29 protein-coding genes and 1 tRNA gene are annotated in these 24,525 nt (G+C 68.6%); 13 read left to right on the forward strand and 17 right to left on the reverse strand.

Features of this window, described 5'->3' with window-relative positions; genetic code table 11:
- Positions 1–10 precede the first annotated feature (10 nt).
- Positions 11–439, forward strand: coding sequence for an SDR family oxidoreductase (locus GXN78_RS25305; protein ID WP_239142902.1), 429 nt, complete (start codon positions 11–13; stop codon positions 437–439).
- A gap of 187 nt (positions 440–626) precedes the next feature.
- Here GXN78_RS25305 and GXN78_RS25310 read toward each other — a convergent pair whose 3' ends face one another.
- On the reverse strand, positions 627–827 hold the full coding sequence (locus GXN78_RS25310) for a hypothetical protein (protein ID WP_106556471.1): 201 nt from the start codon (positions 825–827) through the stop codon (positions 627–629).
- 157 nt (positions 828–984) lie between these two features.
- Here GXN78_RS25310 and GXN78_RS25315 point away from each other — a divergent pair, with 157 nt between their 5' ends.
- On the forward strand, positions 985–1,146 hold the full coding sequence (locus GXN78_RS25315; protein WP_164255743.1) for a hypothetical protein: 162 nt from the start codon (positions 985–987) through the stop codon (positions 1,144–1,146).
- 330 nt (positions 1,147–1,476) lie between these two features.
- Here the strand turns inward: GXN78_RS25315 and GXN78_RS25320 are convergent.
- Positions 1,477–1,567: transfer RNA gene (locus tag GXN78_RS25320), tRNA-Ser, on the reverse strand.
- Between the two features lie 54 nt (positions 1,568–1,621).
- Positions 1,622–2,953 carry a serine--tRNA ligase gene (gene serS / locus GXN78_RS25325; RefSeq protein ID WP_106556472.1) on the reverse strand — a complete coding sequence of 444 codons (1,332 nt, stop codon included), beginning with the start codon at positions 2,951–2,953 and terminating at the stop codon, positions 1,622–1,624.
- A gap of 61 nt (positions 2,954–3,014) precedes the next feature.
- On the opposite strand from serS, the gene GXN78_RS25330 reads away from it, so the two are divergent.
- Entirely contained in the window at positions 3,015–3,425 is a 411-nt protein-coding gene (locus GXN78_RS25330; protein WP_106556473.1) for a VOC family protein, read from the forward strand.
- On the opposite strand, the gene GXN78_RS25335 is transcribed toward GXN78_RS25330, so the two are convergent.
- Genes GXN78_RS25335 through GXN78_RS25345 form a run of 3 tightly spaced genes read right to left on the reverse strand, consistent with a single transcriptional unit; the run spans position 3,426 to position 5,814 of the window.
- Entirely contained in the window at positions 3,426–4,373 is a 948-nt protein-coding gene (locus GXN78_RS25335; RefSeq protein ID WP_106556592.1) for a threonine/serine dehydratase, read from the reverse strand.
- Positions 4,374–4,387: 14 nt separating this feature from the next.
- Entirely contained in the window at positions 4,388–5,353 is a 966-nt protein-coding gene (gene ispH, locus GXN78_RS25340; RefSeq protein WP_106556474.1) for a 4-hydroxy-3-methylbut-2-enyl diphosphate reductase, read from the reverse strand.
- 2 nt (positions 5,354–5,355) lie between these two features.
- A complete protein-coding gene (locus GXN78_RS25345) occupies positions 5,356–5,814 on the reverse strand; it encodes an FKBP-type peptidyl-prolyl cis-trans isomerase (protein ID WP_106556475.1) in 459 nt (152 codons plus the stop codon).
- A 64-nt stretch (positions 5,815–5,878) separates the two neighbouring features.
- Here GXN78_RS25345 and radC point away from each other — a divergent pair, with 64 nt between their 5' ends.
- Positions 5,879–6,562 carry a DNA repair protein RadC gene (gene radC, locus GXN78_RS25350; protein ID WP_106556476.1) on the forward strand — a complete coding sequence of 228 codons (684 nt, stop codon included), beginning with the start codon at positions 5,879–5,881 and terminating at the stop codon, positions 6,560–6,562.
- Between the two features lie 37 nt (positions 6,563–6,599).
- The gene (locus tag GXN78_RS25355) at positions 6,600–7,256 is read left to right on the forward strand and encodes a Smr/MutS family protein (protein WP_106556477.1); all 657 of its coding nucleotides are present in this window, start codon (positions 6,600–6,602) and stop codon (positions 7,254–7,256) included.
- Positions 7,257–7,310: 54 nt separating this feature from the next.
- Here the strand turns inward: GXN78_RS25355 and GXN78_RS25360 are convergent, their stop codons facing one another.
- Complete coding sequence (locus GXN78_RS25360) at positions 7,311–8,135, reverse strand: hypothetical protein (RefSeq protein ID WP_164255745.1); 825 nt, start codon at positions 8,133–8,135, stop codon at positions 7,311–7,313.
- A gap of 46 nt (positions 8,136–8,181) precedes the next feature.
- Positions 8,182–8,601, reverse strand: coding sequence for a group II truncated hemoglobin (locus tag GXN78_RS25365; protein ID WP_106556593.1), 420 nt, complete (start codon positions 8,599–8,601; stop codon positions 8,182–8,184).
- A gap of 86 nt (positions 8,602–8,687) precedes the next feature.
- Between GXN78_RS25365 and GXN78_RS25370 the strand changes: the two genes are divergently transcribed.
- The 8 genes from GXN78_RS25370 to GXN78_RS25405 all read left to right on the forward strand — a co-directional run bounded on the left by GXN78_RS25370 (position 8,688) and on the right by GXN78_RS25405 (position 15,473).
- Positions 8,688–9,518, forward strand: coding sequence for an ABC transporter substrate-binding protein (locus GXN78_RS25370; protein ID WP_106556479.1), 831 nt, complete (start codon positions 8,688–8,690; stop codon positions 9,516–9,518).
- Between the two features lie 98 nt (positions 9,519–9,616).
- Positions 9,617–10,312, forward strand: coding sequence for an amino acid ABC transporter permease (locus GXN78_RS25375; protein ID WP_106556594.1), 696 nt, complete (start codon positions 9,617–9,619; stop codon positions 10,310–10,312).
- 79 nt (positions 10,313–10,391) lie between these two features.
- A complete protein-coding gene (locus GXN78_RS25380) occupies positions 10,392–11,102 on the forward strand; it encodes an amino acid ABC transporter permease (protein WP_106556480.1) in 711 nt (236 codons plus the stop codon).
- Positions 11,099–11,842: an amino acid ABC transporter ATP-binding protein gene (locus tag GXN78_RS25385; RefSeq protein ID WP_106556481.1), complete on the forward strand. Its 744-nt coding sequence runs from the start codon at positions 11,099–11,101 to the stop codon at positions 11,840–11,842. Before GXN78_RS25380 ends, GXN78_RS25385 begins: the two co-directional genes overlap by 4 nt.
- 13 nt (positions 11,843–11,855) lie before the next feature.
- Positions 11,856–12,872, forward strand: coding sequence for a 2-oxoglutarate and iron-dependent oxygenase domain-containing protein (locus GXN78_RS25390; protein ID WP_106556482.1), 1,017 nt, complete (start codon positions 11,856–11,858; stop codon positions 12,870–12,872).
- Between the two features lie 159 nt (positions 12,873–13,031).
- Positions 13,032–13,454, forward strand: coding sequence for a rubrerythrin family protein (locus GXN78_RS25395; RefSeq protein WP_106556483.1), 423 nt, complete (start codon positions 13,032–13,034; stop codon positions 13,452–13,454).
- A 79-nt stretch (positions 13,455–13,533) separates the two neighbouring features.
- Positions 13,534–14,886 carry a heterodisulfide reductase-related iron-sulfur binding cluster gene (locus GXN78_RS25400; RefSeq protein ID WP_106556484.1) on the forward strand — a complete coding sequence of 451 codons (1,353 nt, stop codon included), beginning with the start codon at positions 13,534–13,536 and terminating at the stop codon, positions 14,884–14,886.
- Positions 14,887–14,891: 5 nt separating this feature from the next.
- On the forward strand, positions 14,892–15,473 hold the full coding sequence (locus GXN78_RS25405; protein WP_106556485.1) for a DUF3501 family protein: 582 nt from the start codon (positions 14,892–14,894) through the stop codon (positions 15,471–15,473).
- Here GXN78_RS25405 and GXN78_RS25410 read toward each other — a convergent pair.
- Genes GXN78_RS25410 through fdh3B form a run of 9 tightly spaced genes read right to left on the reverse strand, consistent with a single transcriptional unit; the run spans position 15,470 to position 24,514 of the window.
- Positions 15,470–16,660, reverse strand: a complete 1,191-nt coding sequence (locus tag GXN78_RS25410) for a PLP-dependent aspartate aminotransferase family protein (RefSeq protein WP_106556486.1) — start codon at positions 16,658–16,660, stop codon at positions 15,470–15,472. The two genes, GXN78_RS25405 and GXN78_RS25410, sit on opposite strands and share 4 nt — an antisense overlap.
- The gene (locus GXN78_RS25415; RefSeq protein WP_106556487.1) at positions 16,657–18,030 is read right to left on the reverse strand and encodes a pyridoxal-phosphate dependent enzyme; all 1,374 of its coding nucleotides are present in this window, start codon (positions 18,028–18,030) and stop codon (positions 16,657–16,659) included. Before GXN78_RS25415 ends, GXN78_RS25410 begins: the two co-directional genes overlap by 4 nt.
- A gap of 37 nt (positions 18,031–18,067) precedes the next feature.
- Positions 18,068–20,584, reverse strand: a complete 2,517-nt coding sequence (locus tag GXN78_RS25420; protein WP_106556488.1) for an FtsX-like permease family protein — start codon at positions 20,582–20,584, stop codon at positions 18,068–18,070.
- Between the two features lie 53 nt (positions 20,585–20,637).
- Positions 20,638–21,102 carry a hypothetical protein gene (locus GXN78_RS25425; protein ID WP_106556489.1) on the reverse strand — a complete coding sequence of 155 codons (465 nt, stop codon included), beginning with the start codon at positions 21,100–21,102 and terminating at the stop codon, positions 20,638–20,640.
- A gap of 57 nt (positions 21,103–21,159) precedes the next feature.
- Entirely contained in the window at positions 21,160–22,011 is an 852-nt protein-coding gene (locus GXN78_RS25430; protein WP_106556490.1) for a formate dehydrogenase accessory sulfurtransferase FdhD, read from the reverse strand.
- The gene (locus GXN78_RS25435; protein ID WP_106556491.1) at positions 22,008–22,400 is read right to left on the reverse strand and encodes a hypothetical protein; all 393 of its coding nucleotides are present in this window, start codon (positions 22,398–22,400) and stop codon (positions 22,008–22,010) included. Before GXN78_RS25435 ends, GXN78_RS25430 begins: the two co-directional genes overlap by 4 nt.
- Positions 22,397–23,629: a formate dehydrogenase subunit gamma gene (locus GXN78_RS25440; RefSeq protein WP_106556492.1), complete on the reverse strand. Its 1,233-nt coding sequence runs from the start codon at positions 23,627–23,629 to the stop codon at positions 22,397–22,399. Before GXN78_RS25440 ends, GXN78_RS25435 begins: the two co-directional genes overlap by 4 nt.
- Positions 23,630–23,645: 16 nt before the next feature.
- The gene (locus tag GXN78_RS25445) at positions 23,646–23,897 is read right to left on the reverse strand and encodes a hypothetical protein (protein ID WP_106556493.1); all 252 of its coding nucleotides are present in this window, start codon (positions 23,895–23,897) and stop codon (positions 23,646–23,648) included.
- Complete coding sequence (fdh3B, locus tag GXN78_RS25450; protein ID WP_106556494.1) at positions 23,894–24,514, reverse strand: formate dehydrogenase FDH3 subunit beta; 621 nt, start codon at positions 24,512–24,514, stop codon at positions 23,894–23,896. Before fdh3B ends, GXN78_RS25445 begins: the two co-directional genes overlap by 4 nt.
- Positions 24,515–24,525: the final 11 nt, after the last annotated feature.

The raw sequence follows: 24,525 nt of genomic DNA on the forward strand, positions 1-24,525 counted from the left end.
GCTGCATCACGTGCAGTTCTGGACCTACGAGAAGCGCATGGCCGAGCGCGGCGCGGGTGCGATCGTCAACATCATCGGGATGGGGGGCAAGGTCGCCGCTCCCACTCACCTGGCCGGCGGCGCGGCCAACGCGGCGTTGATGCTGGCCACCGCGGGCCTGGCCGCCGCCTACGGGCCGCGTGGGGTGCGGGTCAACGCGGTCAATCCCGCGATGACGCTGACCGAGCGCATGGCCGAAGGTCTGGCGGCCGAGGCCCGCCTGCGCCAGCGCAGCGAAGAGGAGGTGCGGCGCGATGCGGAGGCGCGCATGCCGCTCGGGCGGATCGCGACGCCGGAAGACATCGCCAATGCAGTGGTCTTCCTCAGTTCGCCGCGCGCGGGCTATATCTCGGGCGCCATCGTCTCGATGGACGGGGCGGCGACGCCGATGGTGGTTTGAGGGTGGTCCTGCTTCGCGCCAACGGCATCGCAGGGAACGGAAGGTAGCGACAGTCGCCGGCATCGAGGAACCGCCCAGCAAGGGCGGATGCCGAAGCAACCTCTACCAGCGCCGAGCGACTGTCTGCATTCATATTGGGCGGCCCGTCTTAGGCCAGACTTAAAGAATCGGCGGCCGGTGCCGGGGCTTAGCCCAGCGCGCGAGCAAGGTTCAGCAGGGACCAGCCGAAGCCGACCATGAGTGCTGTGATCAGCAAGACCTTGACCCACACCCGCTCCGGCTTCCGCCGATGGAAGGGACCGGAGATCGGGGTGAATGAAGAGGCGCGGGGCTCCCGGTCGGGCCTGTCGGTCCACCAGCCCAGGTTGGTGTCATGTTCGTCGTTCATGTGTTCCCTCGGTGACGGACGAATCTTGACCCAATTTGTAGTACTTTGGTAGCGCATGAGATCGATCAAAGCGCCTAGAATGTGAAACTTTCCCATTCTTCGCGCTCTTGTCTTATAGTTGGCACGCCTTCGATGACCGGGACGAGGAATACCAACCATGAACGTGATCCCCGACGAGCATGTCCCTCCAAGCAGCTTCGAACCGGTCAGTTCACCGGTCGCGAGCGCTCCTTGGTCCGATATCCTGATCGAGGCGGGCTTTGTCGGCGCCGTTTTCCTGGTGCTGGCCCTCGTCGTCGTTGCGTCCGTCGGGCGGTAAGCAGCGGATTCCGAACCTCTCAGACGGAGCATCGGCTTGTCTTCAAAGTCCGACCCGGACAACTTGCCCGGCGCGCGTCGGCGAAGGCTGACTCGCGCTGAATGGATCGATCATCTCCGGCGCGCGGCCAAGGCGGAGCGGCAAGCCAACCCGGAACCGCGCTTGCCAGAAAACCCGGCGTCAGGCGAACCCAAAAGGATCGAAAGCGATCGGAAGGCGCCTCCCGCCGAGTAGCGCTTCGCCATCTGCGGCCGCAGCCAACAAAAAAGCCCAAGAGGCTTGGTCCTCTTGGGCTTTTTGCGTTGATTCGGAAGCCTTTGCGGGGCGTCCTGGCGGAGAGGGTGGGATTCGAACCCACGGTACGGGGATACCGTACGCCTGATTTCGAGTCAGGTACATTCGACCACTCTGCCACCTCTCCGGAGTCTGGTGTTTGTCGAGCCCGCAATTCTAGCAGAGGCTTTCGGCGACTTTTTCAGGGCCGCAGCGTTTCGAGGCCGCCCATGTAGGGCCGCAGCGCCGCAGGCACCACGATCGAGCCGTCGGGCTGCTGATGGTTTTCCAGCACCGCGACCAAGGTGCGGCCGACCGCGAGGCCCGAGCCGTTGAGGGTGTGCACCAGCTCGTTCTTTCCCTGCGCGTTCTTGAAGCGGGCCTGCAGGCGCCGCGCCTGGAAGGCCTCGCAGTTCGACACCGAGCTGATCTCGCGGTAGGTGTTCTGCGCCGGCAGCCAGACCTCGAGGTCGTAGGTCTTGGCGGCGCCGAAGCCCATGTCGCCGGTGCACAGCAGCACCACGCGGTACGGCAGCTCCAGCGCCTGGAGCACGGCCTCGGCGTGGGTGGTCATGGCCTCCAGCGCCTCGTAGCTCTTCTCCGGATGGGTGATCTGCACCATCTCGACCTTGTCGAACTGGTGCTGGCGGATCATGCCGCGCGTGTCGCGCCCGGCGCTGCCCGCCTCCGAGCGAAAACAGGGCGTGTGGGCGGTGAAGCGCAGGGGCAGCTGCGCCTCGGCCAGGATCTCGTCACGCACGAGGTTCGTGAGCGGCACCTCGCTGGTCGGGATGAGGTACAGCGCCGAATGGTCGGGCGCAGGCTCCGCGTCCTGCCCGCCCTTCTTCGCCGCGAACAGGTCGCCCTCGAACTTTGGGAGCTGGCCGGTGCCGCGCAGCGTGTCGGCATTGACCACGTACGGCACATAGCACTCGGTGTAGCCGTGCTGCTGGGTCTGGATGTCGAGCATGAACTGCGACAGCGCCCGATGCAGCCGCGCAATCGGGCCCTTCATCACGGTGAAGCGCGAGCCCGCGAGCTTGACGCCGGTCTCGAAGTCGAGCCCCAGCGGCGTGCCCAGGTCCACGTGGTCGCGCGCCTCGAAACCGAGCGCCGGTGCGTCGGCGCCGTTGCCGCCCTTGGGGCTCCAGCGCCGGACCTCGAGATTCGCGTTTTCGTCATCTCCCACGGGGACGCTCGCATGCGGAAGGTTCGGCACAGCCAGCAGCAGCGCCTGCAGTTCGGGCTGGATCGCCTCGAGCCGCGTGCCGGAAGATTCCTGCTCGGCCTTGAGCGCATTGACCTCGGTCATCAGCGCCTCGACCGACTCGCCCTTGGCCTTCAGCGGCCCGATCTGCTTGTTGAGGGCATTGCGGCGCGCCTGCAATTCCTCGGTGCGGGTCTGCAGGGTCTTGCGCTCGGACTCGAGGGCGCTGAAGGTCGCCACGTCGAGAAAGGTCTGGTTCTTCTTGCGGGTTTCGAGGCCGGCAACGACCGAAGCAAGGTCCTTGCGTAACAGAGTGATATCGAGCATCGGGCGATTTTAGGCGGGGGCGTAGGATGGTTCTTCCGTACCAACAACCCAAGGAGATTCGATGGAAGCGTACCTGTCCTTCAACGGAAATGCAGCCGAAGCGCTGGCCTTCTATGCCAAGAGCCTGGGCGGCAAGATCCTCTTCAGCATGACCTTCGGCGAAAGCCCGATGGGCAAGGACACGCCGGACTCGCACAAGAAAAAGATCATGCATGCCACGCTCGAAGCGCGCGGCAAGCAGATCATGGCCTCCGACCTGCCGCCCGGCATGGCCTTCGACGGCTACAAGGGTTTCTCGCTCTCGGTCCAGGCCAAGGACGTCAAGGAAGGCGAACAGCTCTTCAAGACGCTGTCCGAGGGCGGCAAGGCCACGATGCCCTACGCCGCCACCTTCTGGTCCCCCGGCTTCGGCATGCTGGAAGACAAGTTCGGCGTGCCGTGGATGGTCAACGTCGACCAGCCGCAGAGCTGATCAGGCGAGACTCGCCGGGTCCACGTTCGCGCCGCAGACGATCAGGCAGATCTTCTCGCCTTCGCGCGGCGCATAGGCGCCCGTGTGCAGCGCGGCCAGCGGCAGGGCCGCGGCCGGCTCGACGGCCAGCTTGAGTTCTTTCCACAGCCACAACTGCGCGACGCGGATCGCCTCGTCGGGCAGCAGCAGGGCGTCGCGCACCTGGCGTTGCGTGATGTCCCAGGCGAAGGCGCCGATGCGCCGCGCCCCGAGCGAATCGGCCGCCACGCCGCTCACCTCCACATCGACCGGCTCGCCGGCTTCGCGCGCGCGAAAGAGCGTGGGCGCGCGCTCGGGCTCGAGCGCCACCACGCGGCTGCGCTGCTCGAACCAAGCCGCCAGGCCGCCGATCAGGCCGCCGCCGCCCACGCTGACCAGCACGGCATCCGGCAGGCCGCCCTGTTCCTCGATCTCGCGGCCCAGCGTGCCGGCACCGGCCACCACCTCGGCCTGGTCGTAGGCATGGGTGAGCAAGGCTCCGCTCTCACGCTGCCGCTCGAGGCAGGCCGCCAGCGCATCGGCGTACACCTCGCCGCCCACCACCACCGTGGCGCCGAGCGCGCGCAGCTTCGCGCGCTTGGCTTCCGGCGAGACGGTGGGCAGGAACACTTCGCAATGCACGCCCAGCGCCTGCGCCGCCGCGGCGGTCGCGATGCCGGCATTGCCGCCCGAGGCCACGATGGCGCCGCTTTCGGGAATCTCGTGGGCCAGCAAGCGGTTCATCATTCCGCGCGCCTTGAAGCTGCCGCTGGCCTGCAGATGCTCGAGCTTGAGCCAGAGCTCGACGCCCGGCACCTCGATGCCCAGCGCGCGGCCCGGCAGCTTCCACAACGGCGTCCTGCGCAGGAAATTCGGGGCGCGTTCGCCGATGCGCCGCGCGGCCGCCTCGATGTCGCGTCGCCAGTCGATGGCTGCGGCGCTCGTCACGAGATATGCCCCGGCGCGGGCATGTGGTCGAGTTTCAGGCCCTTGGGTAGCGGGAACTTGAGGGTCTCCTCGATGCCGTTCATCTTGCGCACCGACACCGCGCCCAGCGCCTTGATCCGATCGATCACGTCGCGCACCAGCACCTCGGGGGCAGAGGCGCCGGCCGTCAGCCCCACGCGGGTCTTGCCGTCGAACCATTCAGGCTTCAATTCGGCGGCCGAGTCGACCATGTAGCTCTCGGTGCCCAGGCGCTGCGCCAGCTCGCGCAGCCGGTTGCTGTTGGAGCTGGTGGGGCTGCCGACCACGATCACCAGGTCCACCTGCGGGCTCAGCAGCTTGACGGCGTCCTGCCGGTTCTGGGTGGCATAGCAGATGTCCTGCTGCTTGGGCTCGCGCACCTTCGGGAAGCGCGCACGCACAGCGGCCGAGATCTCGGCCGCGTCGTCGACCGACAGCGTGGTCTGCGTGACCACGGCCAGCTTCTCGGTCTGCGCGGGCTGGACGCGCGCCACGTCTGCCACGTCCTCGACCAGGTGGATGCCGCTGGACAGCTGTCCCATGGTGCCCTCGACTTCGGGGTGCCCCTTGTGGCCGATCATGATGAACTCGTAGCCCTCTTTCGCAAGCTTGGCGACCTCGACGTGCACCTTGGTCACCAGCGGGCAGGTGGCGTCGAAGATCTCGAAGCCGCGCGCCCGCGCCTCGGCCTGCACGGCCTTGCTCACGCCGTGTGCGCTGAACACCAGCGTCGCGCCGGGCGGCACCTCCGCCAGGTCCTCGATGAAGATCGCGCCCTTGGCCTTGAGCTCGTTGACCACGTAGGTGTTGTGCACGATCTCGTGGCGCACGTAGATCGGCGCCCCGAACTTGGCGAGGGCGCGCTCGACGATCTCGATCGCGCGGTCGACGCCGGCGCAGAAGCCGCGCGGCTCGGCGAGGATGACTTCTTCGACCGTGCCCATGTTCACAGCACCCCGATCAGCTGCACTTCGAAGCTCACCGGCTGGCCGGCGAGCGGATGGTTGAAGTCGAAGCGCACCGCCGTCTCGTTGGCCTCGACCACCGCGCCCGCGTAGCTGCCGCTGCCGTCCGGCGTGGGGAACTGCACCACGTCGCCCACCGCGTACTGCTCGTCGGGGTCGCCCATCTGCGCGAGCAGCTTGCGCGCCACCCACTGCTGCATGTCGGCGTTGCGCTCGCCGAAGGCCTCGCCGGCGGGCAGCTCGAAGGTGGCATGGGTCCCCTCGGCCAGGCCGATCAGCCGCTGCTCGACGGCGGGCGAAAGCTCCCCGGTGCCCAGCGAGAGCGTGGCCGGCTTGTCGCCGAAGGTGTTGATGATGTCGCCCGCGGGCCCGGCCAGCCGGTAGTGCAGCGTGAGGAAGGAGCCGGGCACGACGACGGCGGCGGAGGTGGGGGAGGACAAGGTGGCGCTCGCTATAGACTGGGGCCCTGTATTTTAGGGAGGGGCCAACGGGCCCGTGACAACCATGTCTTTCACCGATCTTCCCCTGGAAGCACGACCGCGCGAAAAGCTGATGGCGCTGGGCCCCGGCTCGCTGGCCGATGCCGAGCTGCTGGCGCTGCTGCTGCGCACCGGCCTTCCCGGCAAGAACGTGCTGCAGCTCGCGCAGGACCTGCTCGACGGCTTTGGCGGCATCAACGGCCTGCTCCACGCCGGGCTCGACGACCTCAGGCGCGTCAAGGGCCTGGGCGGCAGCGCCAAACGCAGCAACCTGGCGGCCGTGCTCGAGCTGGCGCGACGCGCGATGGCCCAAGGCCTGAAGGAACGCGAGCTGTTCGAGTCGCCCGACGCCGTGAAGCACTATGTGCAGCTGCAGCTGCAGCTGGCGGCCAGGCCGCACGAGGTTTTCGCTGCGCTCTTTCTCGACGCGCAGCACCGGCTGATCGCGCTGGAAGAACTCTTTCGCGGCACCCTGACCCAGACCAGCGTGTATCCGCGAGAGGTGGTGACACGCGCCCTGCACCACCGCGCGGCGGCGCTGATCCTGGCGCACAACCACCCAAGCGGCTGCGTCGAGCCCTCGCGCGCCGACGAGGCGCTGACGCACACGCTGCGGGCCGCGCTTGCGCTGATCGACGTGCGGGTGCTGGACCACGTGATCGTCGCCCCGGGCCGGGCCCTGTCGATGGCCGAGCGCGGCCTGATCTGAGTCCGACGCGGAGGACGTATCCTCCAACGACAAGCCGATGCCCAGCAAACCCAAAGCCCTCAAGAGCCTCGCCGAGCTCAAAGGCGTGCAGAAAACCCTGGCCGAGCAGCGTGAGCGCGAAGCCGCCGAGGCCGCCGTGCGCGCGGCGGCCGAGAAGAAGCGCGCCGCCGAACAGGACCTGTTCTCGCGCGCCATCGGCGCCACGCAGCCGCTGCGGCGCCGGCCTGCCGTGCCGCTGGCGCCCGAGCCGCCGGCGCCCCTTCCCGTGCAGAAGCAGCTCGACGAACAGCGCGTGCTGCGCGAGTCGCTGTCCGACGAGTTCGACGTCACCACCCTGCTCGACGCCGACGACGCGATGAGCTTTCGCCGCCCCGGCATCCACACCGACGTGACGCGCAAGCTGCGTGCCGGCGAGTGGAGCATCCAGCGCGAGATCGACCTGCACGGCATGCGCAGCGACGAGGCGCGGGAAGCCCTGGGCGAGTTCATCCGCGAGGCAGGCAAGCTGGGCGTGCGCTGCGTGCGCGTGGTGCACGGCAAGGGCCTGGGATCGCCCGGGCGCCAGCCGGTGCTCAAGGCCAAGGTGCAGCGCTGGCTGATCCAGAAGAGCGAGACGTTGGCCTTCGTGCAGGCCAAGCCGGCCGAGGGCGGGGCCGGGGCGCTGGTGGTGCTGCTGACGCCGTCGCGGCGGTGAAGGGCAAGGCCCAAGTCCTGCCTCGGCGATGGCGCCTGACGCCGGCCGTGCGTGTCAGGCAAGCTGCTCGAGAAGCTTCGCGACTTCCGTATTCGCATTGACGAATTGCAAGCGCGCGATGCCTATCGCATGTGCCTGGTCGAGCAGCGCCTGGGCGAAGACCGAAGAGACCGCATCGATTCCTTCGAGGTCGATCACCAGTTCATGGGGTACCCATCGCGGGCTGGGGCCAGGCACATACGACGAATCCGGCATCGTCGGGAGGCGCAGCAGCAAGACTTCAGCCTCGTGACGCGCTTCCAGCCGCACGGAGTCCAACAGGCGTGCGACCTGCATGCGCACCAGGGGCGCTCCCGTCTGCGCTTGCATCTCCTCGAAAGTTTCTTTCCACATGCGGCCTTTCGCGCGGGATTCTTCACACAGCCGGCTCGCATCGCCCCCCAGCAATTTCAGGACCTCCTCAGCGGGACGTCCGGTCTGGGGCTTCAGGATGAGCCTGCCCGCCAGACGGCGATTGATGGACGGCAGCGACAGGCCATCGTTCGACGCCCAGAGGACGTCGGCCGCGCAAGCGTTCAGCTGCGTCAGTACTCCCCTTTCGTGACCTGCAGCCCAATGCGGCGGACCCGGCGCATCGACGGCTGCGCGCGCACGGTCCACCGGCACTCCGAGCGCCACGAGCTCCTGCAGCAACGCCGGCGCGAAGCGCTCGCGCAGCGTGGCCAGCGGCGCGGCGGCCAGCGCGAAGGCCCACCGCGTAGTCTCGCTGATGGCGATGACGAGATGCGCAGGGCGGCTGTGCACGATCGTCAGCGACCAATCGCCGAGTCCTGTCGCCTCGCCCCCGATCGGTAGGGAGGGCGTCGCAGGCAGCTTCATCGCCTGCAGCAGCTTGCGGGTACATCGCAGAAGAGCCATGGTGTCGCTACTCGCCCCGGTTGCGCATCCAGTCCGCGGTCTGAAAAAAGGAGTCGCGCAGGCGCGCACGCAGGCCTTCGGGCACGCCGGTCTCCCCCATCGCCTGGTCCATGCAAGCCAGCCACTGGTCGCGCTCCTTGATGCCGATGGAGTGGCCGCCGATGCTCTGCGGCAGGTGCCGTGCCCGCAGCATCGGGTGGCCGAAGCGATCGGTGTAGTGCTGCGGCCCGCCCAGCCAGCCGCACAGGAACCAGAACAGCCGCTGCCGCGCGTTCTCCAGCGAAGGGCCGTGCACCGCCCGCAGCTGCGCGTAGGCCGGCTCCAGTTCCATCAGGTCGTAGAAGCGCTCGACCAGCGCATGAACCTTCTGCTCGCCGCCGATCCATTCGAAGGGCGTGTCGAAAGGCGGTTTTTCCTGGATTTGCATGACGGCAGTATGCATATGGGAAAGAGCTATTTCACGTGGCAGGCTTTTGTTGCTATGGTGCGGACCCCTTTCCCCAGGAGAACAAGATGCGCTTCCGTTTCGCTGCCGCCGCCTTCGCCGCGGCCGCCCTGCTCGCGGGCACCGCCGTCCACGCCGACCAGCTGGACGACATCAAGAAGAAGGGCCAGCTGGTCGTCGGCGTGCTCGGCACCGACGAGCCCGCCACCTTCATCGACCCGAAGACGCGCGAGATCATCGGCTACGAGGTCGACCTGGTGATCGCCATCGCGAAGAAGATCGGCGTCAAGCCGGTGCTCAAGCAGATCGCGGTGGCCGCGCGAATCCCCGAGCTGCAGCAAGGCCACGTGGACCTGGTCGCGGCAGGCCTCACGCACAACAAGGAGCGCGAGCCGCAGATCGACTTCTCGCTCACCACCTTCGTGACCGGCCAGAAGGCCATCGTCAAGAAGGACAGCGGCATCACCGACGTGCCGCAGCTCGCCGGCAAGAAGGTGCTGACCATCCGCGGCGGCACGCAGGAGCCCAACATCAAGAAGGCCGTTCCAGGCGCCGAGGTCGTGACCTTCGACACCAGCCAGCAGGCCTTCCAGGCGCTGCAGCAGGGCAAGGGCGTGGGCTATGTCGACGACGAGGCCGCGCTGCTCAACAGCTACGCCAAGCTGGGGCCGCAGAAGGCGCAGTACGTGGTGCTCAAGCAGAACCTGAGCACCGAGGCGCTGGCCATCGGCATCAAGAAGGGCGAGAGCGGCCTCAAGAAGGTGGTCGACGACACCTTGCGCGAGCTCGAGAAGTCGGGCGAGGCCGAGAAAATCTTCTTCAAGTGGTACGGCCCGAAGACCAAGTCGGGCTTCGAGACGCGCAGCTTCAAGATCGAGACCGACAAGATCGACAGTTGAAGACGGCGTGAGCGCCGTGCCGCCCCCGCGGCGCTTCCCGGATGCGTACCATGTGCCCCGCGGCCGCCCGCCGGGGCGCCGCCGCATCCGATCGTTTCATGCCGCTCTTCGACTACTCCCTGCTCCTCACCGGGCGGTACCACGACATGCTGGTCGCGGGCCTCCTGCTCTCGCTGCAGCTGCTGGCCGCCTCGCTGATGCTGGCCCTGCCGGTCGCGCTCGCAGTGGCGCTGCTGCGCCTGGCACCGGTGGCCGCGCTGCGGGGGCTGGGCTTTGCCTACGTGGAGTCGATCCGCAACATCCCGCTGCTCGCGCACATGCTGTTCTGGTACTTCGGGGCGCCCGAGCTGCTGCCCGAGGACCTGAAGCAACGCCTCTACGCCGGCCGCATCGAGGCGATGAGCGCGGTGGTGGCGCTGGGCCTCTACACCGCCGCCTACATGGCCGAGGACATCCGCAGCGGCATCCGCGCCATTCCGGCGGTGCAGATGGAAGCGGGCCGCGCCCTGGGCTTCGGCTTTCTCGCGACCATGCGCCGCATCATCCTGCCGCAGGCCTTGCGCGTCACTGTCCCGCCGCTGATCTCGCAGACCCTCAACCTCTGGAAGGGCACCAGCGTGGCCACCGTGATCGGCGTGGCGGAGCTGATGTACCAGGCCGGGCAGGTGGAGAGCGCCACCTTTCGCAGCGCCGAGTCCTTCGCCTTCGCCACGGCTGCCTACCTCACGGTGTCGATGCTGATCACCGGCGCGGCCAGCTGGTACCAGCACCGCTTCCCGCCGAGGGCGCTATGAGCCCCCGCGCGGCCGTTCCGAAGGGGGCTTGTAGCGCAGCCGAAGGCGGAGGTACTCCGATGAGCACCGGAGCCGCATCGTGATCGAGCTCATCCGCGACTACTGGGTCTACTTCCTGATCGGCCAGTATCCCAATGGCCCGCTGGGCGGACTGGCGCTCACGGTGTTGCTGGCCTCGCTGGGCCTGGTGCTCGCCTTGCCCTTCGGCCTGCTGCTGGGCCTCGCGCGCGTGAGCCCCTGGCGGTGGCTGCGCTGGCCGGTGACGCTGGTGGCGTTCGTGGTGCGCGGCACGCCGCTGCTGATGGTGGTGTTCTGGGCCTACTTCTTCCTGCCCAGCGTGACCGGCGTCAAGACCGACCAGTTCACCACCATGCTGATCGCGCTGGTGGTCTTCGACGGCATCTACATCGGCGAGATCGTGCGCGCCGGCATCCTGGGCCTGCCGCGCGGCCAGGTCGAGAGCGCGCGCTCGCTGGGACTGGGCTGGGGCCGCACCATGCGCTTCGTGGTGCTGCCGCAGGCGCTGCGCAGCATGCTGCCCTCGCTGGTGAACCAGTTCGTCTCCACCATCAAGGAGACCTCGCTGGGCTACATCATCGGCCTGGCCGAGGTGTCCTTTATCGCCTCGCAGATCAACACCCAGGTCTTCACCAAGCCCGTCCAGGTCTACGTGGTCCTGGGCCTCACTTATTTCGTGATGTGCTTCGGGCTGTCGCGCTTCGCCTACTGGCTGGAGCGGCGCACCGGCCGGCGCACGACTGTCCGCGAAGCACCGAAGGCACCCGCATGATCGAATTCGACAAGGTCAACAAGTGGTACGGCGACTATCACGCGCTGGTCGACGTGAGCGAGACCATCGCCCGCGGCGAGGTGGTGGTGGTCTGCGGCCCCTCGGGCTCGGGCAAGTCCACGCTCATCCGCACCATCAACCGGCTGGAGCCGATCAAGTCCGGCCGCATCACGGTCGACGGCAAGGACATCCATGCGCGCGGCATCGACCTCAACGACTTCCGCTCGCACATCGGCTTCGTGTTCCAGCAGTTCAACCTGTTCCCGCATCTCACGGTCATCGGCAATTGCACGCTGGCGCCGATCCAGCTGCGCGGCCTCTCGCGCGCGGAAGCCACGGAGCGCGCCATGGCCCTGCTCGAGCGCGTCGGCCTGGCGAACAAGGCCGACGCCTTTCCCTCCGAGCTCTCGGGCGGCCAGCAGCAGCGCGTGGCGATCGCGCGGGCGCTGGCCATGCAGCCGCCCCTGATGCTCTTCGACGAGCCCACCAGCGCGCTCGACCCCGAGATGGTCGGCGAGGTGCTGCTGGTGATGCGCGACCTCACGCGCGAAGGCATGACCATGGTGGTCGTGACGCACGAGATGGGCTTCGCGCGCGACGTGGCCGACCGCGTGCTCTTCATGGACGCCGGCCGCGTGCTGGAGCGCGCCACGCCCGACGACTTCTTCAACCGACCGCAACACCCGCGCGCGCAGCAGTTTCTTGCCGACATCCGCACGCCCTTCGCGCACGCGGTTTGATACGCTGACTTCGATGAGTACATCGACGACCCCTTCGCTGCCCGTGATCGACATCGCACCGCTGGTGGCGCGAGCGCCCGAGCGCACTGAGGTCGCCGCACGCATCGGCGAGGCCTGCCGCGCGCACGGCTTCTTCTACGCCACCGGCCACGGCGTCGACCGCGCGCTGACGCAGCGCCTCGAAGCGCTCAGCCGCGCCTTCTTCGCGCTACCCGAAGCCACCAAGATGCAGTGGCGCATGGAACTGGGCGGACGCGCGTGGCGTGGCTATTTCCCGACCGGTGGCGAGCTCACCTCGGGCCGGCCCGACTGGAAGGAGGGGCTCTACCTCGGCACCGAGCTGCCCGAGGACGATCCGCTGGTGCTCGCGCGCACGCCGGTACACGGGCGCAACCTGTTCCCGGACATCCCCGGCCTCAGGCAGACGATCCTCGACTACATGGCAGCGGCCACGCGCCTGGGCCATCAGTTGATGGAGGGCATCGCGCTGAGCCTCGGCCTGGCGGCCGACTACTTCGCCGAGCGCTACACGGCCGACCCGCTGATCCTCCTTCGCCTCTTCAACTACCCCACCCAGCCGGTGCCGGCCGGCCTGGACGTCGCATGGGGGGTGGGCGAGCACACCGACTACGGCCTGCTCACCATCCTGTGCCAGGACGACATCGGCGGCCTGCAGGTGCGCACGGGCGAAGGCTGGATCGACGCGACGCCGATCCCCGACGCCTTCGTGATCAACATCGGCGACATGCTCGACCGCATGACCGGCGGGCTCTACCGCTCGACGCCGCACCGCGTGGTCCGCAACACCTCCGGCCGCGACCGGCTGTCCTTCCCGCTCTTCTTCGACCCCAACTTCCATGCGCGGGTCAAGCCCATCGAGGGCCTGCCCCGGCCCGCCGTGGTCGACGACAGCGCCACCCGCTGGGACCACGCCAACGTGCATGCCCTCGACGGCATCTATGGCGACTACCTGCTCGCCAAGGTGGCCAAGGTGTTCCCGCAGCTGCGCGAGGCCGTGCTGCCGGGCTGATGCCCACCCGCAGCCCATTGCCTGCCTCAATGATCCTTATTGAGGCTTTGTATGGCACGTGTATGGCGCACACCGCTGCTTGGTGTAGATTGCAGGGGCGCCGCTGCCACGGCAGCGACGGTTTCACTTTGCATGCCTAGCCAATCCCAGGAGATAGCCATGGACTTGAAAGGATCGAGAACCGAGCAGAACCTGAAGGACGCCTTTGCAGGCGAATCCCAGGCCAACAGACGCTACCTGTACTTCGCGACCAAGGCCGACGTCGAAGGCCAGAACGATGTCGCAGCGCTGTTCCGCTCCACCGCCGAAGGCGAAACCGGCCATGCGCACGGCCATCTGGAGTTCCTCGAGCACGGCTCGGGCGACCCGGCCACCGGCCTGCCGATCGGCGACAGCCGCCTCAACCTGAAGGCCGCCGTCGCCGGCGAGACCCACGAGTACACCGACATGTACCCGGGCATGGCCAAGCAGGCCCGCGAAGAGGGCTTCGACGAGATCGCCAACTGGTTCGAGACGCTGGCCAAGGCCGAGCGCTCGCACGCCAACCGCTACACCAAGGCGCTCGAGGCGCTGGTCGACTGAGCCGCGCGGTGCTTGCCGGGCAGGAGTCCTCGCCGGGTTCCCTGCCCGTTGACGCTGCGCGCCGGCCGCGGGCCATCCCATGACGAGTCGAGAAGGCAATCTCGAGGCGCCGACGCGCCACCCGGTGGACTGGAAGAACCCCGAGTTCTACGACCAGGCCGCGTGCGAGCGCGAGATGACGCGCATCTTCGACATCTGTCACGGCTGCCGCCGCTGCGTCAGCCTGTGCCAGGCCTTCCCGAACCTCTTCGACCTGGTCGACGCGACCGAGGACGGCGAGGTCCACGGCGTGGACCCCAAGCACTATGGCAGCGTGGTCGACCAGTGCTACCTGTGCGACCTCTGCTACATGACCAAGTGCCCCTACGTGCCGCCGCATCCGTGGAACGTGGACTTCCCGCACACCATGCTGCGCGCCAAGGCCATCAAGTTCAGGAACGGCGGGGTCGCGGGTGGCGAAAAGCTGCTCGCCTCCACCGACGTGCACGGCAAGTTCGCGGGCATTCCGGTGGTGGTGCAGACGGTCAATGCGCTGAACAGGACGAAGCCGATGCGCAAGCTGCTGGACAGCGCGCTGCACGTACACCCGGATGCCTGGCTGCCCGACCTGGCGGCCAAGCGCTTCCGCTGGAGCGCCCCCAAGGACGACGCGCCGCCGCCGGTGGTCGACGGCGAGCGCACGCCCGGCAAGGTCGCGATCTTCGCGACCTGCTACGTCAACTACAACGAGCCGGGCATCGGCTTCGACCTGATCAAGCTGCTCAGGCACAACGCCATCCCCTACACGATCGTCTCGAAGGAGAGCTGCTGCGGCATGCCCAAGTTCGAGCTCGGCGATCTCGATGGCGTGGCCCGGCACAAGGAAGCCAACATCCCGGTGCTGGCCCAATACGCGAAGGACGGCTTCGCGATCCTCACGGCCGTCCCCTCCTGCACGCTGATGTACAAGCAGGAGCTGCCGCTGCTCTTCCCGGATGATGCCGACGTGAAGCTGGTGCAACAGGCCATGTACGACCCCTTCGAGTATCTGGTGGCGCGTCACAAGGACGGCCTGCTCAAGACCGACTTCAAGACGCCGCTGGGCAAGATCAGCTACCACATCCCCTGCCATGGCCGGGTGCAGAAGATCGGCCGCAAGACCGAGGAGATGTTCAAGCTGATCGGGCAGACGGTGCCGGTGCAGCTCAATACGGTGGAGCGCTGCTCAGGCCACGCCGGCACCTACGGCGTGAAGACGCCCTACCACCCGGTGGCGATGAAGATCGGCAAGCCGGTGTTCAAGGCCATGGGCAAGAACGGACCCGACTACATCAGCTCCGACTGCGCGCTGGCCGGCCACCACATCGCGCAGGGCATGGCACAGGACGGGCTGCCGGCGGCGAAGCTGCAGCATCCGCTGAGCCTGATGCGCATGGCCTACGGCCTGGAGTAGCCACGATGACCATCACCCCCGACACCCTGATGACGCTGGAGGCCTACGCCAAGGTCCGCAAATCGAGCGCCCCGGAGTTCATCGCCCACCGCAAGCTGCGCACGGTGCGCCTGGGCGAGCATGTGAGCGTGCAGTTCGAGGACGAGACCACCATCCGCCGCCAGATCCAGGAGATGCTGCACATCGAGAAAATCTTCGAGGCGGACGGCATCCGCAGCGAAATCGACGCCTACCTGCCGCTGGTGCCCGACGGCAGCAACTGGAAGGCGACCATGCTGATCGAGTACACCGAAGTGCACGAGCGCAAGCGCGAGTTGGCGCGCCTCATCGGCGTGGAAGACCGCATGTTCGTCGAGGTCGAGGGCCATGCGCGTGTCTACGCCATCGCCGACGAGGATCTGGAACGGGAGACCGACGAGAAGACCTCGGCGGTGCACTTCCTGCGCTTCGAGTTCGACGACGCGGCGCGTGCAGCGGTGCGGGCGGGTGCGCAGGTCAAGCTGGGCTGCGATCACACGAACTACCCGGCGATGATGGTCATTGCGCCTGAGACGCTGGCCAACCTCGCGGGTGATTTGAGCGCCTAGATCTTCGCGAGCGCCTGCCGCAGGTCAGTGCGCAGGTCCTCCAGGTCCTCGACGCCGACAGACAGCCGCACCAGCCCATCGCCGATGCCCAGCCGCGCGCGCGTCTCGGCCGGGATGGTGGCGTGGGTCATGATGGCCGGGTGCTCGATCAGGCTCTCGACGCCGCCCAGGCTCTCGGCCAGCGAGAAGATGCGCACCGCTTCCAGGAAGCGCCGCGTGCCGGCGAGGTCGGTCTTCAGGTCGATGGAGATCATGCCGCCGAAGCCCTGGCGCATCTGCTGCTGCGCCAGCTCGTGCTGCGGGTGCGAGGCCAGGCCGGGGTAATGGACGCGCGCCACCTGCGGCCGCGCCTCGAGCCACTGGGCGAGCGCCAGCGCGCTGCTGCAATGGCGCTCCATGCGCAGAGCGAGCGTCTTCACGCCGCGCAGCGTGAGGAAGCTGTCGAAGGGCCCGGCGATCGCACCCACCGAGTTCTGCAGGAAGCCCAGGCGCTCGCGCAAGGGCGCGTGGCGCTCCTCGCGGCCGACCACGGCCACGCCGCCGATCACGTCCGAATGGCCGTTGAGGTACTTGGTGGTGGAGTGCACCACGACGTCGAAACCCAGCTCCAGCGGCCGCTGAACCCAGGGGCTGGCGAAGGTGTTGTCGGCCACGCAGAGGATGTCGCGCTCGCGGCAGATCGCGGCGATGGCGCGCAGGTCGGCCAGGCGCAACAGGGGATTGGTCGGCGTCTCGACCCACACCATGCGCGTCTCGGGCGTCAGCGCTTCCAGCAGCCGAACCGGATCGGTCAGGTCGACGAAGCTGAAGCGGTGCCCCGCGCTGCGCGCGCGCACGCGCTCGAACAGCCGGAAGGTGCCGCCGTAGACGTCGTCGCCCGAGACGATGTGGGCATTGGCGTCCAGCAGTTCCAGCGTGGTCGAGATGGCGGCCAGGCCCGAGGCGAAGGCGAAGGCCGCCGAGCCGCCTTCGAGGTCCGCCACGCAGCGCTCCAGCGCCCAGCGCGTGGGGTTGTGCGAGCGGCCGTAGTCCAGGCCCTTGTGCACGCCGGGGCTCTGCTGGACGTAGGTGGACGTGGCGTAGATGGGCGGCATGATCGCGCCGGTCGAGGGGTCGGGCGCCTGGCCCGCATGGATCACGCGGGTGGCAAAGCCGAGTTGGTCGTGCGGGTCCTTTTCTTGGCTCACTTCAACTTTCTCCGGAGATGGTTCAAGAGATCGGTGCGGGTGATGAGGCCGTGGAAGCCGGCCTCGTCCGAGATCATCGCGATCAGGCCGCGGTCGAGCACCGCTTCGAGCTCGGCCAGGCTGGCGCTGGACGGCAGGGTCTCGGGCAGGTCGGTCATTGCGCTCCTCACGCTCGAGCGGAAGCGGCTCGCGTCCGTATGCACGCTCAGCAGCAGGTCGGATTCATCGATCACGCCGACCAGTTGCGTGCCTTCCAGCACTGGCAGCTGCGACACGTCCGCCAGGCGCATGCGCTGGAAGGCGGTGAGCAGCGTGTCCTCGGGCCCGACGCTGATCACGCTGCCGTCCTCGAAGCGGCGCGAGACCACGTCGCGCAGGTCGCCGAAGCGCTCGCGCGCGAGCAGGCCCTGGTCGAGCATCCACTGGTCGTTGTAGACCTTCGAGAGATAGCGCGTGCCGGTGTCGCACACGAAGCTCACGACCCGCAGCGGCTGGGTCTGCTCGCGGCAGAAGCGCAGCGCCGCCGCCAGCAGCGTGCCGGTCGACGAGCCGCCCAGGATGCCCTCGACCCGCAGCAGCTCGCGGGCGGTGCCGAAGCTTTCCTCGTCGGTGATCGAATAAGCTTTCTTCACGCCGGAGAGATCGGCGATGCCCGGAATGAAATCCTCGCCGATGCCCTCGACCGCCCACGATCCGGCCTCCCCCACGGTGCCGCTGCGCGTGTACTCCGCGACCACCGAGCCCGCCGGATCGGCCAGCACGAAGAAGAGCGCGGGCTGCACCTCGCGGAAATAGCGCGTGAGCCCGGTCACGGTGCCGCCGGAGCCGACGCCGACGACGATCGCATCCACATCGTGCCCGCACTGCTGCCAGATCTCGGGCCCGGTGCTGGAGGCATGCGCGAGCGGGTTGTCGGGGTTGTTGAACTGGTCGGCGAAGAAGGCCCCGGGGATCTCCCCGGCGAGCCGCGCCGCATAGTCCTGGTAGTACTCGGGATGGCCCTTGCCCACGTCCGAGCGCGTGGTGTGGACCTCGGCGCCCAGCGCCTTCAGGTGGAGCACCTTCTCGGTGGCCATCTTGTCGGGCACCACCAGCACCACGCGATAGCCCTTGGCGCGCGCCACCAGCGCCAGGCCCAGGCCGGTGTTGCCGGCGGTGGCCTCGACCACCGTGCCGCCGGGCGCGAGGCGCCCGTCGCGCTCGGCCGCGTCGATCATCGCGAGACCCACGCGGTCCTTGATCGAGCCGCCGGGGTTCTGCGACTCGAGCTTGAGGAACAGGGTGCAGGGGCCCGTGTCCAGCCGCGTGACGGGGACCAGCGGCGTGTTGCCGATCAGGTCCAGCACTGCGGGGCGCGTGTCGTTCGTCATTCGATCACCTCTCGGGGCGATCGTAGCCCCGGCGCGCCTATTCCGCAGCGCGCCTCAAGGTATCCACCACCGGCCGCCGCAGCACTTCGCGCAGCCCCCACCAGCCGGCCGCCAGCGCCAGCACGGCACCGGCCAGCGAGCCGGTCACCGGCACCAGCGGCGAAGCAGTCCAGCTGAACTCGAACACGAAGCGCGCCAGGCCCCAGCCGATCAGCGAGGCCACGATGCTGGCCAGGAAGCCGGCCAGCAGCCCGACGCCCACCAGCTCCGCGCGCTGCACCTGGCGCAGCAGGCTGCCGCGCGCGCCCACGGCGCGCATCACCGCGAACTCGCGCGCGCGCTCCTCGCGCGTGGCGGTGACGGCGGCGAACAGCACCACCAGGCCGGCCGCGAGCGTGAAGCCGAACAGGAACTCCACCGCGCGGATCACCTGGTCGAGCACGCGCTGGACCTGGCCGATGGTGGCGCTCATGTCCACGTTGGTGACGTTGGGGAAGGTGCGCACCAGGGCGTTGTCGAAGCCCGGACGGTCCGGCGCGCGGAAGGCGCTCATGTAGGTGACGGGCACGTCGCCCAGCGAGCTCACGGTGTACATCACGAAGAAGTTCGCGTGCATCGAGCCCCAGTCGACCTTGCGCACGGAGGTGATGCGCGCGTCGTTCTGCTGGCCGCCGATGTCGAAGCGCAGCTGGTCGCCCAGCTTGAGGCCCAGTGTCTCCATCAGGCCCTGCTCCACGCTGACCTCGCCCTTTTTCTCGGGCGCCCAGCTGCCGGCCACCACCTCGTTGTGCGAGGGCCGCTCGGCCGCGTTGCTGAGGTTGAACTCGCGGTCGACCAGGCGCTTGGCGCGGTCGTCCGCATAGTCGTCGGGCGAGACCGGCTTGTCGTTGATCGCGACCAGCCGGCCGCGGATCATCGGATACCAGTCGTACTTCTTCACGCCGCCGGCCTGCAGGGCCTGGCGGAAGGCCTCGCTCTGGTCGGGCATCACGTTGATCACGAAGCGGTTGGGCGCATCGGGCGGCGAAGCGCGGCGCCAGCTCGCGACCAGGTCGGTGCGCAGCAGCACCAGGAGGATCAGCGCGAGCAGGCCGACGGCCAGCGCGCTGACCTGCACCACCGTGTAGGCCGGTCGCGCCGAGATCTGGCGCGTGGCCAGCACCAGCCAGCGCGGTGCGGTGGTCTCGTTGACGCTGCGGCGCAGCAGCAGCACGGCCAGCCAGCTCAGCAGTGCGAACACCGCCACGGCGCCGGCGAAGCCGCCGACCGCGATCAGGCCCAGCTTGATGTCGCTGCTGGCCGCCAGCAGCAGGGCCGCGAAGCCGGCCACGCCGATCCCGAGCACCGCGATCGACGCCGGCTTGAGGTTGCCCACGTCGCGACGGATCACGCGCAGCGGCGGCACCTGCGCGAGCTGCAGCACCGGCGGCAGGCCGAAGGCGAAGAGCAGCGTGAGCCCCATGCCCAGGCCGAAAGCCACCGGCCACAGGCTGGGCGCGGGCAGCGCGGCCTCGACCAGGCCGGCGAGCAGCAGCACGAACACGTAGTGCACGGCAAAGCCGATGGCCACGCCGAGCGCGCTGGCCGCCAGGCCGATGGCGGCGAACTCGAAGGCATAGGCCTGGGCGATGGTGCGCTGGCTCTGGCCCAGCACGCGGAGCATGGCGCAGTCGTCGAGGTGGTTGGCCGCGAAGCCGCGCGCCGCCAGCGCCACCGCCACCGCCGACAGCAGCGCCGCGAGCAACGCCACCAGGTTGAGGAATTTCTCGGCGCGGTCGAGCGTCTGGCGCATCTCGGGGCGGCCGCTCTCGAAGGAGTCGAGGCGGATGCCGCGCAGTTCGCCCTTCTTGAGGGTCGCGTCGGTCCAGTCGCTGAATCGCTTGACCGCGAGGGTGTCCCCGGCGACCGCGAAGCGGTAGCTGACGCGGCTGGCCGGCTGCACGAGCCCGGTGCGCGCCACGTCGGCCTTGTTGAGCATCACGCGCGGCGCGAAGCTCATGAAGCCGGCGCCGCGGTCGGGCTCCAGCGTGATCACGCGCGCGATGCGCAGCCCGGTGTCGCCCAGCAGCAGGGTGTCGCCCATCTTGAGCGCCAGCGCTTCCAGCAGCGGGGCATCGACCCAGGCCTCGCCGGGCGCGGGCACCTCGCGCGTGGGCTGGCCCGGCGCGCCGGGCGCGGTGCTGATCTGCAAGTTGCCGCGCAGCGGATAGCCCGCCTCCACCGCCTTGAGCGCGACCAGCTTGGTCGCACCGCCCTGCTCTTCGCTCGCGCGCGCCATGGTGGGGAAGCCGTAGGTGCCGGCCGTCTGCAGGCCGAGCGAGCGGGCGCGTTCGATGAAGGGAGCGGGCGTCGGGTTGTCGCTGGCCAGGACCGCATCGCCGCCGATCAGCTGGCGCGCGTCGCGCTGCAGGCCACCCTTGAGCCGGTCGGCGAAGAAGCCGACAGCGGTGAGCGCGGCCACGGCAAGGACGACGGCGACGATGAGAAGGCGCAGCTCACCGGCGCGCAGGTCGCGCCAGAGCGTGCGCCAGCCGAGACGGGCGGAGGCATTCATGGAGCGCACGATAGCCGATGCGGGCGCGGGATCGTGCGGCGAGGGGCATCAAATTAACGAGGCGCGCCGTCTGCCTCCTGCGGCACCTGGACCCAGTCCTGCCTGCAATCGGGAACCGCCGGGAAATAGCCCGCCGGATCGGGGCAGTACAGCCGCATGACGGGTCCGGGATCGACCGGAACGGCCTGGTAACCGTAGGCGGGATAAGGAGCCGCGTAGCTGACCGGGTAGCTGACCGGGTAGTAGCCCGGGTAGTAGCGCGGATAGGAGTAAGCCGGGAAAGCGAAGCCGGCGCCGATGAAGACCGCGGAGCGGTGATGGTGGTGCCTGGGGAAGAACCCCCGGTGCGCCGGAAAGCCGGCAACGCCGCGGAACGGCGCCGCGCGCGCGAAGCCGTGACCGTGGAAGGCACCGCCATGGAAAGCGCGGCCTTGGTGCCCGCCGCCTCGTTGCGCGAAGCTGGGCATGGCGGCTGCGGCCGCGGCGGCGAACAGGGCGGCCAGGATGAGTCTGTTCATGGCGACCTCCTCGAAGGGGATCGTTGGACCCCGGGGCGCGGCGCCGAGTTCGCGCCTTTACCGAAGCGCCAGTTCCGGCTGAAATTCCAGCCGCTCGGCCCCCGCATAGCAGACGAAGCGCTTGTTGGTCGCGCGCCCGATCGCGCACAGGCCGACCCGGGTCGCGACCTCGTGCCCCATCTGCGTGATGCCGCTGCGCGAGACCACGATGGCCACGCCCATCTGGGCCGACTTGATGATCATCTCGCTGGTCAGGCGGCCGGTGGTGTAGAACACGCGGCCGCCCTCGAGCCGGCCTGGCGGCTGCATCGCGATCCAGCCGGCAATGGTGTCGATCGCGTTGTGGCGGCCCACGTCTTCGACGAAGCACTGCATCGTCGTGTCGTCGTCGCCCTCGCCGAGCGTGAACAGGGCGCAGCCGTGCACCGAGCCGGCCGACTTGTAGGTGCTCTCCTGGAGCCGGATCGCATTGACCAGCGCATAGAGCTGCGACTGCCGCATGCGCGTCGGCGGCAGCGCGAGCCGCTCGATGCCCGCCATCAGCTCGCCGAACACGCTGCCCTGGCCGCAGCCGGTGGTGACCACCTTCTTGGCGGTGCGCTCCTCGATCCGGTCGATGCCGGCATGCGTCTTCACCGCGGCGGCGTTGACTTCCCAGTCGACGGTGATGGATTCGCAGTCGGCCGCCGACTCGATGAGCCGCTGGTTCAGCAGGTAGCCCAGCACCAGCAGCTCGGGCTGGGCGCCAAGCGTCATCAGCGTGACCAGCTCGCGGCGGTCCACATAGACCGTGAGGTCGCGCTCGGCCGGGATCGAGACGAGGCCGCGCTCGCCGTGCTCGTCGACGATCTCGACCTCGCGCGTCAGGGGTGCGCGCGCCGAACTCAGGCGCGGGAGCGCGGGACTCACTGCTTGGGCGTGGGATTCGCCGCCGCGGCCGGCTGCGCCGTGCTGGGGGGCGACGACGCGGTGCCCGGCGGCGAATGCGCACCCGCGGCCTCGATGGGCTTCTGCTCGGGCGGCGTGTAGGCGAAGGGGCCAGGATCGGCGCAGGGCGCTGCAGTCGGCGCCGCAGGCAGCTGCTTGCCGGCCGCGGCCGCGCTTTCCCGATACCTCGCGGCCACGCGGTCCTGCGCCTGGCAGAGCTGGTAGGCCTCGACCTTGCCGCTCCAGGCGGTGCGGGCGGCGGTTTCCGCGGCCTTGGCCTTGGCTTCGGGCGTGGCTGCCGGTGCGGGCAGCTTGGCGAATACGGCGCTGCCGGCCACTGCCAGGCTGCAGGCGATCACGATCTTCTTCATGAGGGATTTCCTTCGACGCGGGCGGTGCTCACCGGCGGGGTGGCGTGGGCCTCGGCGCTGCGCTGCACCGGGATCTTGCCGGCGGCGACGTCGTCGTACCACAGCGCGTGGTGCTCGCGGGCCCAGGTCTCGTCCACATAGCCGTGGCGCATCGCATCGTAAGCGCCCTTCATGCCCAGCGTGCCGATGTAGATGTGGCCCAGGATCAGCGCCATCATCAGCATCGTCGCCACCGCGTGGACCATGTGCGCGATCTGCATCTCGCCGCGCGTGTAGACGAAGCCCGGCAGCAGCTTGTCGAGGAACAGGCCCGAGGCGGCCACGATGGTGCCCAGCACCAGGATGCCGCCCCAGAACACGACCTTCTCGCCGGCATTGAAGCGGTGCGAAGGCACCTCCTGCCCGCCGAACAGGCCGCCGCCCTTCGCCAGCCACTTCAGGTCCGCTACGCGCGGCAGGTTGTCGCGCACGAAGGTGATGAACATCAGCACCAGCGTGACCACGAACAGCGGCCCGACGATGTTGTGCACCGTCTTGAGCGCATAGGTGAGCCAGCCGAACAGCGCCGCGCCGATCACCGGCAGCAGGAAGAACTTGCCGAAGGCCATCACCAGGCCCGACACCGCCAACGTGACGAAGGCGATCGCGTTGGACCAGTGGGTGGCGCGCTCGAAGGGCGTGAAGCGCTCGATCTTGCGCCCGGTCTCGGTGCCGTGCAGGCCGATCGGCCCGCGCGTGAAGTAGAAGATCGCGATCGCCAGCAGCACCACGAAGAGCAGCGCCGCGCCGTAGGGAATGATCCAGTCGTTGCGCACCTGGCGCCAGGCCTCGCCGGCGTTGGTGAAGCGCGAGCCGGGGTACTTGACGAAGGGCTGGATCAGGTTGCCGGCCTCGGGCGCCTGCGAGCGCGGCAGGCTGCTGGTGCCGGTGACGCCCTGCCCGACCTGGCGCCACATCGGCGCGTTGTTGCCGGGCTGCACCTTCGCGCGCTCGCCGTTGCTCTGGTTCAGGTAGTTGGGGTCGGCACTGGCCTCAGGCTTGACCTCGAAGATGTTCTGGCTCTGGATGCCGCCGGGCGCCGACGCTGCAGCGGCGGGTGCGGCGGCCGTACCGGGCGCGGCCGGCGCAGCGGTCACCGCCCCGCCGGCGGCCGGGTTCTGCGCCTGGGCCATCGCCAGGCCGCAGGCGAAGCCGCCTGCGAGGACGAGCGCATGCAGGGCTTTGATCATGCAGTCTCCTTCGGCCTCAGTTGCGGGTGTAGTCGTTCTGGCCGTTCTGCGCGCGCGTCTTGAGCTGCTGCTCCCAGGCCTTCTTGTCTCCCGGCTGCCAGCCGGCCGCAGTGAAGGTGGTACCGGTGTTGGCCTTGTCGCCGGTGCCGCTCCAGGGCACGGCGTCGAGCTTCACGCCCTCGGCGTTGGTCTGCGGCTTTTCGCCGCAGGCTGCCAGCAGTGCCACGGACGCAACCAGGAGCGCCGCGATGTTGGCCGCGCGCTTCACTTCGTGCCTCCGTTGGTCGGCGTGCCGGCCTGCTTCGAGCCATAGGCCGTGCCCCAGCCCCACACCTCGGCGCCTTTGCCGCGGTGCAGCACGCGCGTGCGGAAGATGTCGGCCACCACATCGCCGTCACCGGCGAGCAGCGCCTTGGTCGAGCACATCTCGGCGCAGGCCGGAAGCTTGCCCTCGGCCAGGCGGTTGCGACCGTACTTATCGAACTCGGCCTGCGAGCCGTTGGCCTCGGGGCCGCCGGCGCAGAAGGTGCACTTGTCCATCTTGCCGCGCGCGCCGAAGGTGCCCTGGGCCGGGAACTGCGGGGCGCCGAAGGGGCAGGCATAGGAGCAGTAGCCGCAGCCGATGCACACGTCCTTGTCGTGCAGCACCACGCCCTCTTCCGTGCGGTAGAAGCATTGCACCGGGCACACCGCCATGCAGGGCGCGTCGGAGCAGTGCATGCAGGCCACCGAGATCGACTTCTCGCCCGGCACGCCATCGTTGAGCGTGACCACCCGGCGGCGGTTCACGCCCCAGGGCACCTCGTTCTCGTTCTTGCAGGCGGTGACGCAGCCGTTGCATTCGATGCAGCGCTCGGCATCGCAGACGAATTTCATTCTTGCCATCGTGGTGCTCC

Origin of the sequence: Variovorax sp. WS11, assembly GCF_010499245.1 — a bacterium.
Taxonomy (GTDB): Bacteria; Pseudomonadota; Gammaproteobacteria; order Burkholderiales; family Burkholderiaceae_C; genus Variovorax.

Coding starts and splice junctions, on each gene's coding strand:
- GXN78_RS25310 (WP_106556471.1), bottom strand. CDS start 827: ATGAACGACGAACATGACACCAACCTGGGCTGGTGGACCGACAGGCCC.
- GXN78_RS25315 (WP_164255743.1), top strand. CDS start 985: ATGAACGTGATCCCCGACGAGCATGTCCCTCCAAGCAGCTTCGAACCG.
- serS (WP_106556472.1), bottom strand. CDS start 2,953: ATGCTCGATATCACTCTGTTACGCAAGGACCTTGCTTCGGTCGTTGCC.
- GXN78_RS25330 (WP_106556473.1), top strand. CDS start 3,015: ATGGAAGCGTACCTGTCCTTCAACGGAAATGCAGCCGAAGCGCTGGCC.
- ispH (WP_106556474.1), bottom strand. CDS start 5,353: ATGGGCACGGTCGAAGAAGTCATCCTCGCCGAGCCGCGCGGCTTCTGC.
- radC (WP_106556476.1), top strand. CDS start 5,879: ATGTCTTTCACCGATCTTCCCCTGGAAGCACGACCGCGCGAAAAGCTG.
- GXN78_RS25355 (WP_106556477.1), top strand. CDS start 6,600: ATGCCCAGCAAACCCAAAGCCCTCAAGAGCCTCGCCGAGCTCAAAGGC.
- GXN78_RS25360 (WP_164255745.1), bottom strand. CDS start 8,135: ATGAAGCTGCCTGCGACGCCCTCCCTACCGATCGGGGGCGAGGCGACA.
- GXN78_RS25365 (WP_106556593.1), bottom strand. CDS start 8,601: ATGCAAATCCAGGAAAAACCGCCTTTCGACACGCCCTTCGAATGGATC.
- GXN78_RS25370 (WP_106556479.1), top strand. CDS start 8,688: ATGCGCTTCCGTTTCGCTGCCGCCGCCTTCGCCGCGGCCGCCCTGCTC.
- GXN78_RS25375 (WP_106556594.1), top strand. CDS start 9,617: ATGCCGCTCTTCGACTACTCCCTGCTCCTCACCGGGCGGTACCACGAC.
- GXN78_RS25385 (WP_106556481.1), top strand. CDS start 11,099: ATGATCGAATTCGACAAGGTCAACAAGTGGTACGGCGACTATCACGCG.
- GXN78_RS25390 (WP_106556482.1), top strand. CDS start 11,856: ATGAGTACATCGACGACCCCTTCGCTGCCCGTGATCGACATCGCACCG.
- GXN78_RS25395 (WP_106556483.1), top strand. CDS start 13,032: ATGGACTTGAAAGGATCGAGAACCGAGCAGAACCTGAAGGACGCCTTT.
- GXN78_RS25400 (WP_106556484.1), top strand. CDS start 13,534: ATGACGAGTCGAGAAGGCAATCTCGAGGCGCCGACGCGCCACCCGGTG.
- GXN78_RS25405 (WP_106556485.1), top strand. CDS start 14,892: ATGACCATCACCCCCGACACCCTGATGACGCTGGAGGCCTACGCCAAG.
- GXN78_RS25415 (WP_106556487.1), bottom strand. CDS start 18,030: ATGACGAACGACACGCGCCCCGCAGTGCTGGACCTGATCGGCAACACG.
- GXN78_RS25420 (WP_106556488.1), bottom strand. CDS start 20,584: ATGAATGCCTCCGCCCGTCTCGGCTGGCGCACGCTCTGGCGCGACCTG.
- GXN78_RS25425 (WP_106556489.1), bottom strand. CDS start 21,102: ATGAACAGACTCATCCTGGCCGCCCTGTTCGCCGCCGCGGCCGCAGCC.
- GXN78_RS25435 (WP_106556491.1), bottom strand. CDS start 22,400: ATGAAGAAGATCGTGATCGCCTGCAGCCTGGCAGTGGCCGGCAGCGCC.
- GXN78_RS25440 (WP_106556492.1), bottom strand. CDS start 23,629: ATGATCAAAGCCCTGCATGCGCTCGTCCTCGCAGGCGGCTTCGCCTGC.
- fdh3B (WP_106556494.1), bottom strand. CDS start 24,514: ATGGCAAGAATGAAATTCGTCTGCGATGCCGAGCGCTGCATCGAATGC.